The following is a 14,262-nucleotide window of genomic DNA, read 5'->3' as shown; positions in this document are numbered from 1 at the left end:
AATCGGACCGCGACATTCAACCCCGAGATCCGACGGAGAAACGTGATGACGGCCACCGACATCGTCCTGTGCCATCCGGTCCGCACCGCCATCGGCGCCTATAACGGCGTGCTGAAGGGCATGCCGGCGACCGAGCTCAGCGCCGCCGCCATACGCGAGACCCTGCGCTGGGATTGGGATTGCCCGGTTTTTGATACTGCTGGCGAATGCAGCAGCTCAGGTCGCTTGGCTGATGAGGCGAGCGAAGGGTGATCGTCGGTTGACGCGACGGTTTCACCTGCCAGCCAATCGGCGATCCGGCCGATGTTGAGGGCGGCCGCGGTCAGCACATGCTGGAGACGGACCTTGGCCCGCCCAAGATAGCGGGCCCATCGAAGATGCAGGGTCCGCACGCCCAGCGACAGCGTCCCTTCGATGCCCGCCCGCCAGCGGTACTGCTCGGCAAAGGCCTCGTCGACCTCTCGCGCTCGCGCGGCCTTCAGCGCGGCGTGCTCCTCGCGCCGACGCGGCGTGGGCCACCGGCGCGGGGAGCGCGTACAGTTCTGCTCGAGCGCGCAGGGCTTGCAGTCCGCACTGGAGAAGCGGATGCGCATCACTGTGCGAGCCAGGTTGTGATCCGGGCTCCAACTCGTCGTCGTGTGACCGGCCGGACAGGTGGCGATCTTGCGATCCCAGTCGATCTGGAAGTCCTGAAGCCCGAAGGCTCCCGACTGACGCGACTGCCACTGCGTATCCTGGGGGCTCGGCCCGAGCAGCGTCACGGCGTGATCGCGTGTCCTGGCGAGCAACAGGTCCGCATCGACGTAGCCGGCATCGACCAGGTGCGTGTCGGGGAGAAGATCGTGGGCTGCCAGGTCGGCATGGATCGATCCGAGTGCGTCGTGGTCGGCAACCGGGGCCAACGTGGTCGCCACGTGAGTGATCAGGCGTGGGCGATTTGCGTCGCAGGTCTCGGGGGGTGGGTTTGGCGTCACGCTCGCTCCAGCTCTCCTCGGCATGGGCACGCAGCCATTCGGGAGCAGTGCCGGCGAGGGCATAGAGCGCGGCACGCAGGGTCTCGGTGACGCAACCGAGGCGGGTGAGGCTGCGCACGGCCCCCAGGACATGCGTGCTGTCGGTGCGCCGACGGCCTCGCGCCACCAGGAACCGGTGCTCGCGGCACAGGGCCGAGGAGCGTGTCGAGCAGGAGCGTCTCGGCGTGGCCGGCCACGAGGCGGGAGCCGAACTACCCGGATCGGTGAGGTCGAGGCTCAGGAGGTACTTCCAGTCGATGCGGCCACGCGCCACCTCGGCCGCGCGGCGATCCGAGAGGTTCTCGGCGAACTGCAGCACGGCGACGCGAGCCAGCTGCCAGGGCGCCTCGGCCGGGCGGCCGCGGGAGGAGAATACCGCCGTGAACTGCGCGTCGGTGAACACGGTGCCGAGTTCATCCCTCAGCCGCATGTAGGCATTGCCCCATGGGAACGCAGCCCGCGCCACGGCGGCAGTCTGGCTGGGAACCTCGGCGGGCGAGCTTGGCTGCAGCGACATGGCGAGCCTCCGCGAGCGTCGGATTGCGCTGCCACATCAACGAGCTGACCGGACAGACGGATTCGCCAGCAGTATCAGAAACGGGGCAATCCCTGAGCCAGATCGCATCCGCTGCATAGCCAACTTCCCATACATCGAACGCGTCAATGCTTAAGCGCGACGGTATGAGAGGTCGCGCCCGATCGGCGACGATGGCGGACTGACGCGCCAGGTCGGCGGCGTTGGGGGTCACACAGACAGTCTGAGCGATGCACGCAGACTTGCACGGCTCACGCCTCTCGTGAATCCTCTAAATGCGTCAATGCACTAGGAGCGCGCTAGATCGCCATCCTAGTGCACTGACGCATTCAAAACGTACATAGCTCAGCGTGATTTCTTACGCTTGCGCAATTAGTTAGCGGATCTGCACGTGGTGCCTTCGTCGGCATCAGTGCACTCGGGATCACAAGAGTGCTCCTGGCCGCCAAGCAGCTGGGTGTACGTGCCTGAGCCCGGCGGTTTCCGTTAAACGGAAGCGCCGATAGTGGAAGATGGAGGCGATGTAATCACCCTCCGTTCTCCTCGCGCGAGTTGTGCGCCATTTTCAGACCTTCAATCAATGTCGCCGGAGGGATCGCTCTACATCTAAAAACGTACATATCGGCAGCAATCGCACACCAGGCACTCCCATATATGCTGGTAATTGCGCGTGGGGACATAACATCATGCGGGACTCGCCGCGGCCTTGATTGGTGCTCAGGCTGAAACCTTCAGCGGACCTAAACAGCCAGAGCGCTCCGCCCGAAACACGTTGGCTTGTAAGCCGACAATCCATTGGCGCCCGCTCACCGTCACCTCTAGGTACTTGAGGGCGCCCTGCAGATGCGAGGACACGCTCTGCCAAAAGAACTCAGGGTAGCGTTCTACCAAATCGGCAGGTGAGGAGTAGCCCAAGGCTGTGTTCGTTCCGGCTTCCTCGAATTCATAAAACAGCGCGTTGGCTTTGCGCAGGTACAAGGCATCTCCCATTTGCCCGATGAGATCCGCCGCCCGCACCAGGGAAATTTCATCCTCTGCCTGGCTGTCAGGCGCATTGGGCTTCGCCGGAAAGCGGGTCTGCTCGATGGAGCGCATGATGCGATCCGCGTTCAGCATGGCAGACTGGCCGATCCGAGCAGCAACGAACATTTTGGAACGGTCGACGTGATAGGCGGTCAGCGCCGCGTCCGAGGCGCCCCGTGATAGAGCAACGCGGTGACCCGCATCGTCGATGATGTACCCCTCCGTCGCACTGTCTCCTTTAAGAACGCCCCGCACGTAGCCGATGTCGTGCATGAGGCAGGCGACCAACAGGTGAGCCCAGTCCTCGGGTGTGACGGGTTCGAGCAGGGTCTTGCCGCGCAGGATATCGAGGCCGACCTGCGTGACGAGGAGCGTGTGCTCCAAGTCATGGTAGAGCGCGTCGGAGTTCGCGAGGCACTCCAGGGCGAGACGCGCCGCGGCTCCGACCTTCTCGGCCAACGGCGTTTGGCTGGAGCCAAACGTGCTCTGGATCTCGGTGGCGAGATGGTCGCCGAGCGCGCGTGACGCGAGATAAGCGGTCGTAATCATGGCTATCGCTTCCGGTGTCGACCGAACCCTCCCCGACGGCGGCAATGCCGAACAGAAATCGACCATCCTCGGCCGACGGGCTATCGCGGTCGGCTCTTGGTCAACCGTGGCGTATTGCGCGAGCCGGAAGCGATCGGAGGTTCGGGGTCTCCGCCGCTCTCCGCCCACGCGGGAGCGTGTCGAGGATAGAGCTTGGCTCGCGCCGGTCGTCTCCCATCCTGGCGGGCGAACGGGTACGGCGCGTCAACCGGAGCGCGTCACCTCAATAGGGACGGCAGACGCCCGCATACGCGTCGAAATAGGCATAGGGTCCGCAATCGCCGCCACTGGCCGCGCCGGTGAGAGCATACCCCGCGGCCGCCCCGACCGCGGCCCCGGCAAGCCCGTAGCCGTAGGGGCGATACCCGTAGCCGTAGCCGTATCGGCCATAGCCGCCGTAGCCCCAGCCGGGACGCCCGGCAATTGGTCTCCCTGCCCCCCATCCGGGCCGTCCGGCGCCCCAACCTGGCCGTCCCGCGATGGGCCTGGCGGCGCCCCAGCCCGGACGTCCGATGCCACCTCGGAAACCGCCCCCGCCCAAGCCAGCTCTGTGGAAGCCACCGCCGCGGAAGCCGCCTCCGCGCATTCCAGCCCCGTGGAAGCCGCCGCCGCGGAAGCCGCCACCGCCGCGGAAGCCTCGCGCCTCCGCGATGACACTGCTGGATATCAATGCAGCGATCGCTGCCGCGGACAGAATCAGACGTTTCATGTTCCAGTCTCCCTGACGCTTGTGCACTGATCATGTGGATTTTTTCTCAAACCGTGGAGCAAAGCCCGACTGGTGTCCACGCTTGAGTGCGAAAGACTATTTTTGCCCATCATAGTTTGTGCCGCTCGCTCGACTTGATCGGACGGGGCGGGTTCATCGGGCGCACAACCGTTCGGCGGCTTTCGCAGACGGCCATGCTCTTATGGCGGGACTCGGTTCCTCGGTTTCACGCTTCAGGCGACGACTACAATCCCGTTGGACGCAGCCAGCCGAAGCCCGACCGTCAGCTTGGCCGACCGAGTGCACGTTGACTTCGCGCCCTGGCACCGCCCGTTCGCGTCGTAACCCGGTCGTGCTCCAGGTGTTCGGTTGTGCTGCATTGTCCTTGGCGAACCAGCGTCAATTTCGTCGGAAAACGCTCTAAGTCATCAGCATGACCAAGACCATTCCCCAGATCGTCAGGAACGTGTTGCTGACCGCATAGGTGACCGTGTAGCCGAGACCGGGAATCTGGCTCTTTGCTCGATCGGTGACCATCCCGAGCGAGGCCGTCGTGGTGCGCGCACCCGACACGGCCCCGAGTACGATGGCGTCGTCGAAACGAAAAAGGTATTTTCCGGTATACAGGGCGAGGATGAGCGGCAGCGTGGTCGCGAAGATGCCCCACAGGAAGATGCCGAAGCCGAGCTGCTGCAATCCGGCGACGAATTTCGGTCCGGAGGAGATGCCGACGATCGCGATGAACACGTTCAGTCCGACCGAGTTCATGAACCACACGGTCGAGGACGGGATCCGTCCGAAGGTCGGGCGGACCGATCGCAGCCAGCCGAAGAACAGGCCCGAGATCAAGGCGCCGCCGGATGTCGAGAGGGTCAGCGGCACCCCGCCGATGGTGTAGACGAACGCACCCACCAGGGCGCCGATCGCGATGGCGCCGCCGATGAACATCACGTCCGCGACGTCGGTCGCCCGGTCGGGGTAGCCGATCGCTTTCGTGGCGGCGCCCACGTCCTGATTGCGGCCGACGAGCGTGAGAATATCCCCGCGATTGACCCTCGTGCTCGGCAGGATGGGGATGTCGATCGCGGTGGCCCCCCGCGTGATCTTCCGCAGGAAGACGCCCCGCGCCCACGGGCTCTGGGCGAGGTCCGCGAGCGACTTCCCGTCGACCTCCTTGCTCGTCACGTAGACGTCGAGGCCCTCGATGGGCACCGCCAGCAGCGCCCTGTCGTCGACCTCCTCGGCCGCGGTGCCGATCAGATCGACGAGGACCTCGCGTCGTCCGGCCACCGCGACCACGTCCCCCGCCTGGATGACGGTCTCGGCGGTGACGTCCATCACGTCCGTGCCCCGGCGAAGCCGCTCGATGTAGACCCGCTGCTCCGGCAGCATCCGCTCGGCCTCCGCGGCGGTCTTGCCGACGATGAGCCCGTCCGGCCGGACGCGATAGGCCCGCAGGTCGAACTGGTGCCAGGCGGTCCCGGGGCCGCCGGCGACCTTCGTGCCGCCCCGCTTCTCCTCGTACCGCTTGCAGGCCGCTTCGAGATCGATGCCCAGCAGGGCCGGGCCGAGGAGGGCGATGATCACGGCGGATCCCAGCGTGCCGAAGATGTAGGTGATGGCGTAGGCGACCGGCATCGCGTCGAGGAAGGCCTTGGCCTGCTCGCCGGGGATCGGCAGCCGGTTGATTGCGTCGGTCGCCAGGCCCATGGAGGCCGAGATCGTCTGCGAGCCGGCATAGAGCCCGGCTGCAGAGCCGACATCGTAGCCACCGAGCCTCGCCGCGAGATAGCCGCCGGCAAGGCAGAACACGCAGACGACGACGGCGAAGAGGGCTTGCGGAAGGCCGTCCTTCGCGATGCCCCGGACGAATTGCGGGCCGACCGCGTAGCCGATCGCAAACAGGAACATCAGGAAGAAGAACGGCTTGAGCGGCCCGGTGACGCTGATGCCGATCTGCCCGATGATCACGGCGGCGATGAGCGTCGCCGTGACGGCGCCGATCCCCAACCCCTTGTAGCTGAACGATCCGAAGTAGTAGCCGAACGCCAAGGAGATGAAGATGGCGATCTCAGGATACTGACGGAGCGTGTCCGCGAACCAATCAAACATGAGGTCATTCTCCTGTCGGGTCCACCTTGTCCAGCTGGTCGCGCTTCGTCTCAGCACCATTCGTCCATCCCGATCGGCCGCTGCCGCAGCAGACACAGATGTGACAAATGATGCAGGAACAAGAGTCTCAGTATTCTGCCCAGGCGGGGTTGCTCAGGCCGCTCGGGACGTCTTTCGCGCTACGTCAGACGATTTCGCCTTGCGCTTTGCCGCGATCGCGTCGGGCTTGAGCAGTTTGAGTCCTCGCGTCTTCTCGTAACCGTGGATCTCCTTCACGTCGAGCTTGCGCATGAAGTCGACCGTCTCCTGCGTCAGCACCTGGCCCGGCACCATGATCGGGAAGCCGGGCGGGTAGGGGATGACGAAGTTGGCCGACACCATCTCGGGCCCCTCGCGCAGCCGCCGGTCGCATTCCGGACCGAACAGCGGCACGTATTCGCACAGCGACGGATCGTAGGCGCTGAAGAAGGCTGAGCGGATATCGCCCTCGGGCGTGCCGTCGCCGGAATCCTCCCGGAAGCTCTGGTGGAAGCGGCTGAAGTTCGGCAGGTCGGGTACGTCGGTCATCAGCGACTTGACCCGCGCGTCGAAAGCGGCGCGCTCCGCGTCGCCGCCGGTGGCCAACCGGTCCTCGATGTCGCGCGCGACCTCCACGAGCACACGGATCAGGTGGGCGACGTCGCTGCGCGTGTTGTTGATGTTCGATTGCAGCAGCACGCTGTTGCGAGACGTCTTGTTGAGCTGGATCCCGTACCGGCTCGCCAGCAATCCCTTGAATTGCGTGCCGTCGAAGCCCGCCGTGCCGCAGACGAGCGTCATGCGCGTCGGATCGAGGTAGAATTCGTCCTCGCGCATCGCGCGCACGACGTCGCCCCAGGTCGCATCGGGATCGAGGTAATCCCTGAAGCCGGACTGGCGGTACTCGGCCGGGATCATGCGCTCGGCGCCGAGGACGGTGAAGTAGCGCGAGACCAGCGGATGCGTGTTGACCGCCTGCCGGATCCGGAGCGCGATCTCGATCGCGTTCATGACCAAGCCGTAGCCCTCGAGCTCCATTTGGCGGCGCGCGACGTCGAGGCTCGCGATGAGCTGCTGGTTGGGGCTGGTGGAGGCATGTGTGAACACCGCCTCCCGGAACTGCGCCTCCACTGTGTGAAAGTCGACATCCTTGACCAGGAGCATCGAGCCCTGCCGGATTGCCGACATCGACTTGTGGGTCGAGTTCGTCTGGTAGACGCGAAGCCGCACCTGGCGCGGATCGGGGATCAGCCGGGTCGCCAGGAGCGCCTTGTCCGAAGGCTGGCCTCCCAGCTCGCGCTGCTGCGCCTCGTAGGCGTCGAGCGAGGCCGGATCCCGCAACCATGCGGCGATCTCGGCCGCCGCTCCCATCGCGGTGCGGGGGCGGAGAAAGGGTGAGAACCGGGCGAAGCCGGACCAGGCCTCGTCCCACAGGAAGATCAGATCCGGCTTGATCGCGAGGCATTCCTTCATCACGCGGCGCACGTTGTACATGTGCCCGTCGAAGGTGCAGTTGGTCAGGTCGAGCAGCTTCAGCCGCGCCAACCGTCCGTCGGCGCGCAGGGCGAGCATCGCCCGCTTGATCGCGGTCAGCGGGACCGCTCCGTACATCGAGTATTCCGTCATCGGGAACGCCTCGACGTAGATCGGCTGCACGCCGGACAGCACCATGCCGTAGTGGTGCGACTTGTGGCAGTTGCGGTCGACGATGGCGATGTCGTCGGGCCCGAGCAGGGCCTGGACGGCCATCTTGTTCGAGGTCGAGGTGCCGTTGGTCACGAAGAATACGTGGTCGGCACCGAAGGCGCGCGCCGCCATGTCCTGCGCCCGCTTGATGGTGCCGGTCGGCTCGAGAAGGCTGTCGAGGCCGCCCGTCGTCGCGCTGCTCTCGGCGAGGAACAGGTTGATGCCGTAGAACGCGCCCATGTCCCGGATCCAGTCGGACTTGAAGACCGACTTGCCGCGCGCGATGGGCAGCGCATGGAAGGTGCCGATCGGCCGTCGTGCGTACCGCTTCAGATTGTCGAAGAACGGCGTCTCATACCGGTCCTGCACGCCCTCCAGGATCGACAGGTGGATCTCGAGCGGCTCCTCGACGGCGTAGAAGACCCGGCGCACGCAATCAGCGCTGCGTTCGCCGGCCAGATCCTCCACCCGGCGCTCCGAGAGGATGAAGACGTCGATCTCCGGCCGGATCCGCTTGAGGGCGGCGGCGAGCCTCAGGGCGGAGGTGGCGCGATCGTCCTCGATGCCGAGCGTTCGCATCACGTCCCGCAGCACCGGCGCATCGTAGCGCGACCGGAACGTGAGACCCTCCGGCACGACCGCCGAGATGATGGCGGGATTGATCGCGGCCGCGCAGAACGCGTCCTCGAACGAGCCGACGAGGACCGGCTCGTAGACGAACGCATCCTCGGGCCGGCGGAGCCGCCGCAACTCCTCGGCGAGCGCCGGCCACCGCGACGCCGGCTGCGCCGTGACGAACAGGACTTCGAAATAGGGCCGATGCTGGCTGGCGTCGCCGAGACCGGGCGGCATCACGTCGCCGACCTCGTCCGACCCCAGTTCGCCCCGCGGGTCCCATTCCGCGGCCCGCTCGCGATAGGACCGCGTGAGCAGGGCATTCGAGATCCGGAGCGCCATGCGGGCCGTACTGCCCGCATCATCGTCCGCGATCAGGTCGCGCAGGGCCGCCAGAAGCTTCGGTCCCGGATAGGCGTGAAATCCTTCGACGGCCTCCATGGCCTGGATGGCGCTTTCGAGATCCTCCCGCCGCTTGGTTCTGGCCTGCCAGGCTTCCGCAATGACAGCAATATCCCGCCACTGATCAAGTCGGGCGGAGTGCATGAGCAAGAACTGATCGATGCGTTGCGGGCGTGAGGTCGCGCCCTCGTCAACCGAGTTTGGGCTCCGCTTCCCCGAGGATCGATCGCTCGTCCGCAAAGTGGATGGCATATGCGGTCGGTCTGTCTTCGACATCGAGGTAACCCTCTGTTTGTCCGATCGGCCTGGGTGATGATCTTGCGGAGAAGCTCCCATCGAGCGATGTATGTTAGAACCGCTCTTTCCGACGACGCTTGATCCAACAGGACGCGTGACGGTTGCTTCAATTCGAAAGCTCGCGCGGCACAATCATCGGGTGCAATGTCGTTCGTCGACAATTTTCGCAATCCGACACACATCAAATCGAGGCAGGATCGATGTCTAATCCGCTGAAATATCTGGCAAACTGGATCGTTACCGGAGGCGGCGGCCGACGGCCATCTCGCGCCCGCGGCTGAGATCCCGTCGGTCAACCGCGCCTGTTCGCGATCGCCTGGATCCTGCACGGGGTGCGGGCATGGATGGCGGATGACGCAGGGCCGACGGAGCCGTGTCGATGCGACGGCCCGGGGCCCCCGTGCCGCATCCGAGGTGCCGACCGGCTGGCGTCCTCCACGTCGAAGGTCCTCGGGGGCGAGACGCGGCCCCGGGGACGCAGCGCTCCCGATCGGCGGAGATGTCACATGGCGGGATTCGCAAGTGGTGGGATCGGACGACCGATGCCGGCCCGGACGACGGGCTTTCGCGCCGACGCGGTGGCGGGCGCCACGGCCGCGGCAGTCGTCCTGCCCAAGGCCATGGCCTATGCGACTGTGGCCGGACTGCCGGTCGCGGTCGGCCTCTACACGGCCTTCGTGCCCGCGATCGTCTACGGCGTGCTGGGCTCGTCCCGGGTTCTCAGCGTGACGTCGACGACCACGCTGGCGATCCTGACGGGTGCCGAACTCAGCATGATGATCCCCGACGGCGATCCCGCGAGGACGGCCGCCGCCTGCGCGACTCTCACGGCTCTCGTCGGGGCGATGCTCGTCGCGGCGCGGCTCCTCAAGCTCGGCGTCGTGGCCGACTTCATCTCGGTGCCGGTCCTCACGGGCTTCAAGGCCGGCATCGGGCTCGTGATCCTGCTCGACCAGATCCCGAAGCTTCTCGGACTCCATATCGGCAAGCAGTCGTTCTTCGCCGACGCGCTGAGCCTCGTCCAACGGCTTCCCGAGACCTCGGTGCCGACCCTGACCGTCGCGGGGATCACGCTGGCCGCGCTCATCGGAATGGAGCGCCTCAAGCCTCACTCGCCGGCGCCCCTCGTGACGGTCGCGGGCGCGATCGCGGCCTCCTGGCTCCTCGACTTCGGGGTCCGGGGCATCCCGACCGTCGGCCCGATCCCGCAGGGCCTTCCCGGATTGACCCTGCCCGATCCGGCCCTCGTCCAGGCGCTTCTTCCGGGCGCCGCCGGTATCGCGCTGATGAGTTTCGCCGAGAGCATCGCGGCCGCTCGGGCCTTCGTGGCCACCAGCGACCCGCCCATCGAGGCCAATCGCGAGCTCGTCGCCACCGGGGCGGCCAATCTGGCAGGAGCGTTCCTCGGCGCCATGCCCGCCGGCGGCGGGACGTCGCAGACGGGCGTCGTCCGGGCCGCCGGGGGCCGGACGCAGACGGCCTCGCTCGTCGTCGCGGCGGCGGCGCTCGCCACGATGCTGGTCCTGGCGCCGATCCTGAGCCTCCTCCCGCATGCGACCCTTGCGGCGGTCGTCGTCGTGTACTCCGTCGGCCTCATCCAGCCGGGGGAGTTCAGGGCCATCGTCAAGGTCCGCCAGATGGAGTTCCGCTGGGCCGTCATAGCCGCCATCGGGGTGCTGGTCTTCGGCACGCTCCAGGGGATCGTCGTCGCGGTCGCCCTGTCGCTGGTCGGCCTTGCAATCCAGACCGCGCGCCCGACGGTCGCGGTGATCGGGCGCAAGCGCGGTGCGGACGTCCTGCGTCCCGTGTCACCTAAGCATCCCGACGATGAGACGCTCGACGGGCTTCTGATCGTCCGTCCCGTCGGGCGCCTCTATTTTGCGAATGCGCAGAACGTCGGCGACAAGATCAGGCTGCTCATCGCGCAGCATCAGCCTCGCGTCATCGTCCTCGATTTCAGCCGCGTTCCGGACATCGAGTACTCGGCCCTGAAAATGCTTCAGGAGGGCATCCGGCGCACCGATGTGGCGGTCTGGCTCGCGGGCTTGAATCCCGGCGTGCTCGACATGGTGAGGCGCTCCGGCCTGGGCGAGGAACTCGGCCCGGATCGCCTGCTTTTCAATGCTCGTGTGGCGATGCAGCGGTATCAGGACATGCAGGACAAACCAGCGCCCGATTGAGCCGGCAGAGCCGGACGCGCAAGCGCGCCGGTCAGGCTCAACCCGTGGGGCGCGGCGACGCCAGCCCCTCCGCTTCCGCCCTTGGCTCTTGGCTCTTGGCTCTCGATCGTGCGACGTCATCTCTCAGACCAGGTTCCATCCTCGCGTGCAGCATTGCGATCCGACACGCGCCCGTCGGCTGAATCGTGTCGGCGCACCGATGATGGCGGCCGCCTTCGTTCGGGAGGTTCTCTCGCTCCGGACTTCCGCGTCGGCCAGCGGCGTGCCGTTCGCGAGCGGCGCCGGTCTTATACGCTCGCGCCTTCGCATCGACGCGTCGATGCGAAGGCGACCGGCGCATCAGCGCCGGCGCCCATTCGGGCTTGCCTGGCACCTTCGAACGCGTCCGTTCGAAGGTGCGGCGGTGTTATCCCTTCAAGTCTAGACCTAACGAGCGTCAAGCTTCCGGCTCCCGCTCCCGTTGCGTCGATGCTCGACCGCCTGGGTACCATGCAGGCAGCCCGCCCCTATTCCCTCCCTCGCGCGCGATCCCGCGCGACGCCTTCGCGGGTGGAAATCTTGCTCTCACGAGGATATCACTCAATTTGCTTCTGCACGGCCCTTATCGCGTTTTTTTTGAATGCTCGGAACCAACGGCGGCTGCGATCGACTGAGCCTATGACGCATGGTCCGATCTGTCCGGTTCGACCCAACATCCAGGCATAGCCGCATGAACGACCCTTCCACGATCGGCGATCTCTACGAGCGCAAGCGCGTCACGGACGAGCAGATCGATGCCGCCGTGACGAACTACTTGAACGACCCGGTGCCCGGCCCGCGCCCGCTCTCGCAGGGCCTTGCGATCGATGTCTGCGCGATCATGGAGGCGAACCCGCACGCCCGCGAGGTGCTGGCTCTGCGTGACGCGACCGAGGCCCAGATGCGCATGGCGGTGCGGACGGCGATCCTGCTGGCGGCACCCATCTGGACCGCGGCTGCGACCGCCGCGCAAGACGCATCCGCGACGGCGAGGCGCCGCCGGGCGCAGCGATCCGCTCCGGAAGATACCGCTGCCCATGAGAAATGATCACTGCCTCTCGCGGTGAGAGCGGGCGCTCCGTCCATCGTCGGCCGTGTCGGGCCCGGATCCGTCCGCAGCGCCACGTCATCCCGCGATCGCCTGGCCGCGCCGTCCCCGCAAAGAAGAAGTTCCTATAATCGTGCACGCGCGGTATCCGCGGCGGAGCATCATTTGCTAAAAATTGCGGCCAATTTCATGGAGCAACGTTCGAATTGTAATGCAATTCCATTGCAAGAAATGGTTTTGCTAAGATTTTCTTCTGTGATATTCACGATTGCTTTAACAGGGAAGCAGGGGGAGGTACAGCGATGCCCTCCTACATGTCGTCGAGTCGCGACAAAATTTTCCAGAGACCACACAACTGTCTTATGAACGGGAGCACGCGATCTCTCTCGATCGGGTCCATGCCGTACAATTTCGTCCACATCCATTCCATCCAGTCCGTATGCGATATCCTTCTGGAAATGGGTATCGACCCGGATTCGATATTTGAGAAAGCCGGCACTCACACGCAGATCTTCGAAACGGCCGAGACCGTCTCTTTTGCGATGTTGGGACGCCTGACCGCCCTGGCCGCCGAACAGGCGGGGTGCGCCCATTTCGGCCTGCTCGTCGGTCAGCGCGCCACCCTGGCCTCGCTCGGGCTCATCGGAACGCTGATGCGCCACTCGGAGACGGTCGGCGATGCCGTGCAGGCCCTCGCGACTCATCACGACCTCCTCAACCGCGGCGCCATGATCGAGCTGATCGTCGACGGTGGCGTCGCGACCGTGAGCTACGCCCCCTACGAGCCGGAGACCGACGGCGTCGCGCTGCACTGCGAGCGAGCCGCCGCGACCCTGACCAACGTCCTCCGCTCGCTGTGCGGCGCGACATGGAACCCCGACGAGGTGCTCTTGCCGCGGCTCCACCCGCCAGACCCGACGCCCTATACGAGCTTCTTCCGGGCCCCGGTCCGCTTCGAGCAGGAATTCGCCGCGCTCGTGTTCCCGGCCCGGCTCCTGAGGCGGTCCATCGACGGCGCCAATCCCCTGATCCGCGCGAGCGTGGAGGGGCGGATCCGGCGGTTCGAGGCCGCCATCCCGTCCGACGTCACGGACGAGGTCCGGCGGCGCGTGCGCTCGAGGCTCGTGCAGAACCGCATCGAGAAGGATCAGGTCGCGCAGATCCTGGCGATCCACCAGCGCACGCTGGGCCGCTGGCTGAAGGCCGAGGGAACGACCTTCCGCTCCATCGCCAACCAGACCCGGCTCGGCATCGCCAAGCAGCTGCTGGCCGACACCGAGATGAGCTTGGCGCAGATCTCGTCCGTGCTGGAATTCTCGGAGCCGGCGGCCTTCACCCACGCCTTCCGGCGCTGGACGGGCACGACGCCGAGCGCGTGGCGCAAGGAGCAACGGGCGAGGTAGCCGCCACGCCGAGATCCAGGCCCGATGGCGCGACGTGTTGGAGATGGCCGCGATGACGCGTGCAGGTTTCGTGGGGGCCGCAGGGCTCGCTCTCGTCCTCGTCGCGTCAGCGGTCGAGGCTGACCTCGCGGACTATCAGGGGGCGTGGCTCCTGAGCGGGCGCGACTGCGCGGAGGTGTACGCATCCGCCGGTCGAGGGTCGGCGTTCAAGAAGCCGCTCGACATCTTCGCCCCGGCTTTCGTGATCTCAGGCAAGCAGCTGAGAACACCGATGGCATCGTGCCGGATCCGATCGATCCGACCGCTCGCCGACCGCCAGCGTCTCCTCCTCGACTGCGCGAACGGGGTCGCGGCCAACGAGGTCACGGTTCTCATCGCGGCCGCGCCGAACGGAGCCTTGCGACGCTACTACGGCGAGCAGGACCCGACCGGGGTCGACTATCAGCGCTGCGCCCGTTGACTCGTCCGGCGCGCCCAGGAAAGGGCGTCCGCCGGCATGCGGCACGGTTCGACCGCAGCAGAGTGTCCCGCACGATTAAGCCTCCGACAGAGGCTCGGGTGATGAAGGGTCACGGCGGAGCGTTCGGCCGACGGCGCTCCCCGTCTCGGCGCCAC

The 14,262-nt window shown here is 66.1% G+C and carries 9 protein-coding genes and 1 pseudogene; 5 read left to right on the top strand and 5 right to left on the bottom strand.

All coding sequences use genetic code 11. The features are described from left to right. Nucleotides 1-257 precede the first annotated feature (257 nt). The 5 genes and pseudogenes from MFF64_RS21035 to MFF64_RS21015 form a co-directional block, all read right to left on the bottom strand. Nucleotides 258-1,530, bottom strand: a pseudogene (locus MFF64_RS21035) (transposase); the annotation flags it as partial. 735 nt (nucleotides 1,531-2,265) lie between these two features. Then, a complete protein-coding gene (locus MFF64_RS21030) occupies nucleotides 2,266-3,120 on the bottom strand; it encodes an HD domain-containing protein (RefSeq protein ID WP_238192328.1) in 855 nt (284 codons plus the stop codon). Nucleotides 3,121-3,382: 262 nt separating this feature from the next. Next, complete coding sequence (locus MFF64_RS21025; protein ID WP_238192327.1) at nucleotides 3,383-3,868, bottom strand: hypothetical protein; 486 nt, start codon at nucleotides 3,866-3,868, stop codon at nucleotides 3,383-3,385. 420 nt (nucleotides 3,869-4,288) lie between these two features. Then, a complete protein-coding gene (gene aspT / locus MFF64_RS21020) occupies nucleotides 4,289-5,980 on the bottom strand; it encodes an aspartate-alanine antiporter (protein ID WP_238192326.1) in 1,692 nt (563 codons plus the stop codon). A gap of 153 nt (nucleotides 5,981-6,133) precedes the next feature. After that, the gene (locus MFF64_RS21015; protein WP_238192325.1) at nucleotides 6,134-8,740 is read right to left on the bottom strand and encodes an aminotransferase class I/II-fold pyridoxal phosphate-dependent enzyme; all 2,607 of its coding nucleotides are present in this window, start codon (nucleotides 8,738-8,740) and stop codon (nucleotides 6,134-6,136) included. On the opposite strand from MFF64_RS21015, the gene MFF64_RS21010 reads away from it, so the two are divergent. From MFF64_RS21010 to MFF64_RS20990, 5 genes are all read left to right on the top strand, one after another. Then, nucleotides 8,717-8,878 (top strand): hypothetical protein, encoded by a 162-nt coding sequence (locus tag MFF64_RS21010; protein WP_238192324.1) that lies wholly within the window; start codon nucleotides 8,717-8,719, stop codon nucleotides 8,876-8,878. The two genes, MFF64_RS21015 and MFF64_RS21010, sit on opposite strands and share 24 nt — an antisense overlap. Nucleotides 8,879-9,540: 662 nt before the next feature. Further along, nucleotides 9,541-11,178 (top strand): SulP family inorganic anion transporter, encoded by a 1,638-nt coding sequence (locus MFF64_RS21005; RefSeq protein WP_238192323.1) that lies wholly within the window; start codon nucleotides 9,541-9,543, stop codon nucleotides 11,176-11,178. Between the two features lie 709 nt (nucleotides 11,179-11,887). Beyond that, a complete protein-coding gene (locus MFF64_RS21000; RefSeq protein WP_099903431.1) occupies nucleotides 11,888-12,244 on the top strand; it encodes a hypothetical protein in 357 nt (118 codons plus the stop codon). Nucleotides 12,245-12,546: 302 nt separating this feature from the next. Beyond that, the gene (locus MFF64_RS20995) at nucleotides 12,547-13,647 is read left to right on the top strand and encodes an AraC family transcriptional regulator (protein WP_238192322.1); all 1,101 of its coding nucleotides are present in this window, start codon (nucleotides 12,547-12,549) and stop codon (nucleotides 13,645-13,647) included. A 52-nt stretch (nucleotides 13,648-13,699) separates the two neighbouring features. Beyond that, complete coding sequence (locus MFF64_RS20990; RefSeq protein WP_238192351.1) at nucleotides 13,700-14,107, top strand: hypothetical protein; 408 nt, start codon at nucleotides 13,700-13,702, stop codon at nucleotides 14,105-14,107. Nucleotides 14,108-14,262: the final 155 nt, after the last annotated feature.

The sequence above is a fragment of the Methylobacterium frigidaeris genome, from assembly GCF_022179185.1.
Classification (GTDB): domain Bacteria; phylum Pseudomonadota; class Alphaproteobacteria; order Rhizobiales; family Beijerinckiaceae; genus Methylobacterium; species Methylobacterium frigidaeris.
Note: the sequence above shows the minus strand (reverse complement) of the source record. Positions and strands in the feature narration are given on the sequence as shown.

Coding starts and splice junctions, on each gene's coding strand:
- MFF64_RS21030 (WP_238192328.1), bottom strand. CDS start 3,120: ATGATTACGACCGCTTATCTCGCGTCACGCGCGCTCGGCGACCATCTC.
- MFF64_RS21025 (WP_238192327.1), bottom strand. CDS start 3,868: ATGAAACGTCTGATTCTGTCCGCGGCAGCGATCGCTGCATTGATATCC.
- aspT (WP_238192326.1), bottom strand. CDS start 5,980: ATGTTTGATTGGTTCGCGGACACGCTCCGTCAGTATCCTGAGATCGCC.
- MFF64_RS21015 (WP_238192325.1), bottom strand. CDS start 8,740: ATGGAGGCCGTCGAAGGATTTCACGCCTATCCGGGACCGAAGCTTCTG.
- MFF64_RS21005 (WP_238192323.1), top strand. CDS start 9,541: ATGCCGGCCCGGACGACGGGCTTTCGCGCCGACGCGGTGGCGGGCGCC.
- MFF64_RS21000 (WP_099903431.1), top strand. CDS start 11,888: ATGAACGACCCTTCCACGATCGGCGATCTCTACGAGCGCAAGCGCGTC.
- MFF64_RS20995 (WP_238192322.1), top strand. CDS start 12,547: ATGCCCTCCTACATGTCGTCGAGTCGCGACAAAATTTTCCAGAGACCA.
- MFF64_RS20990 (WP_238192351.1), top strand. CDS start 13,700: ATGACGCGTGCAGGTTTCGTGGGGGCCGCAGGGCTCGCTCTCGTCCTC.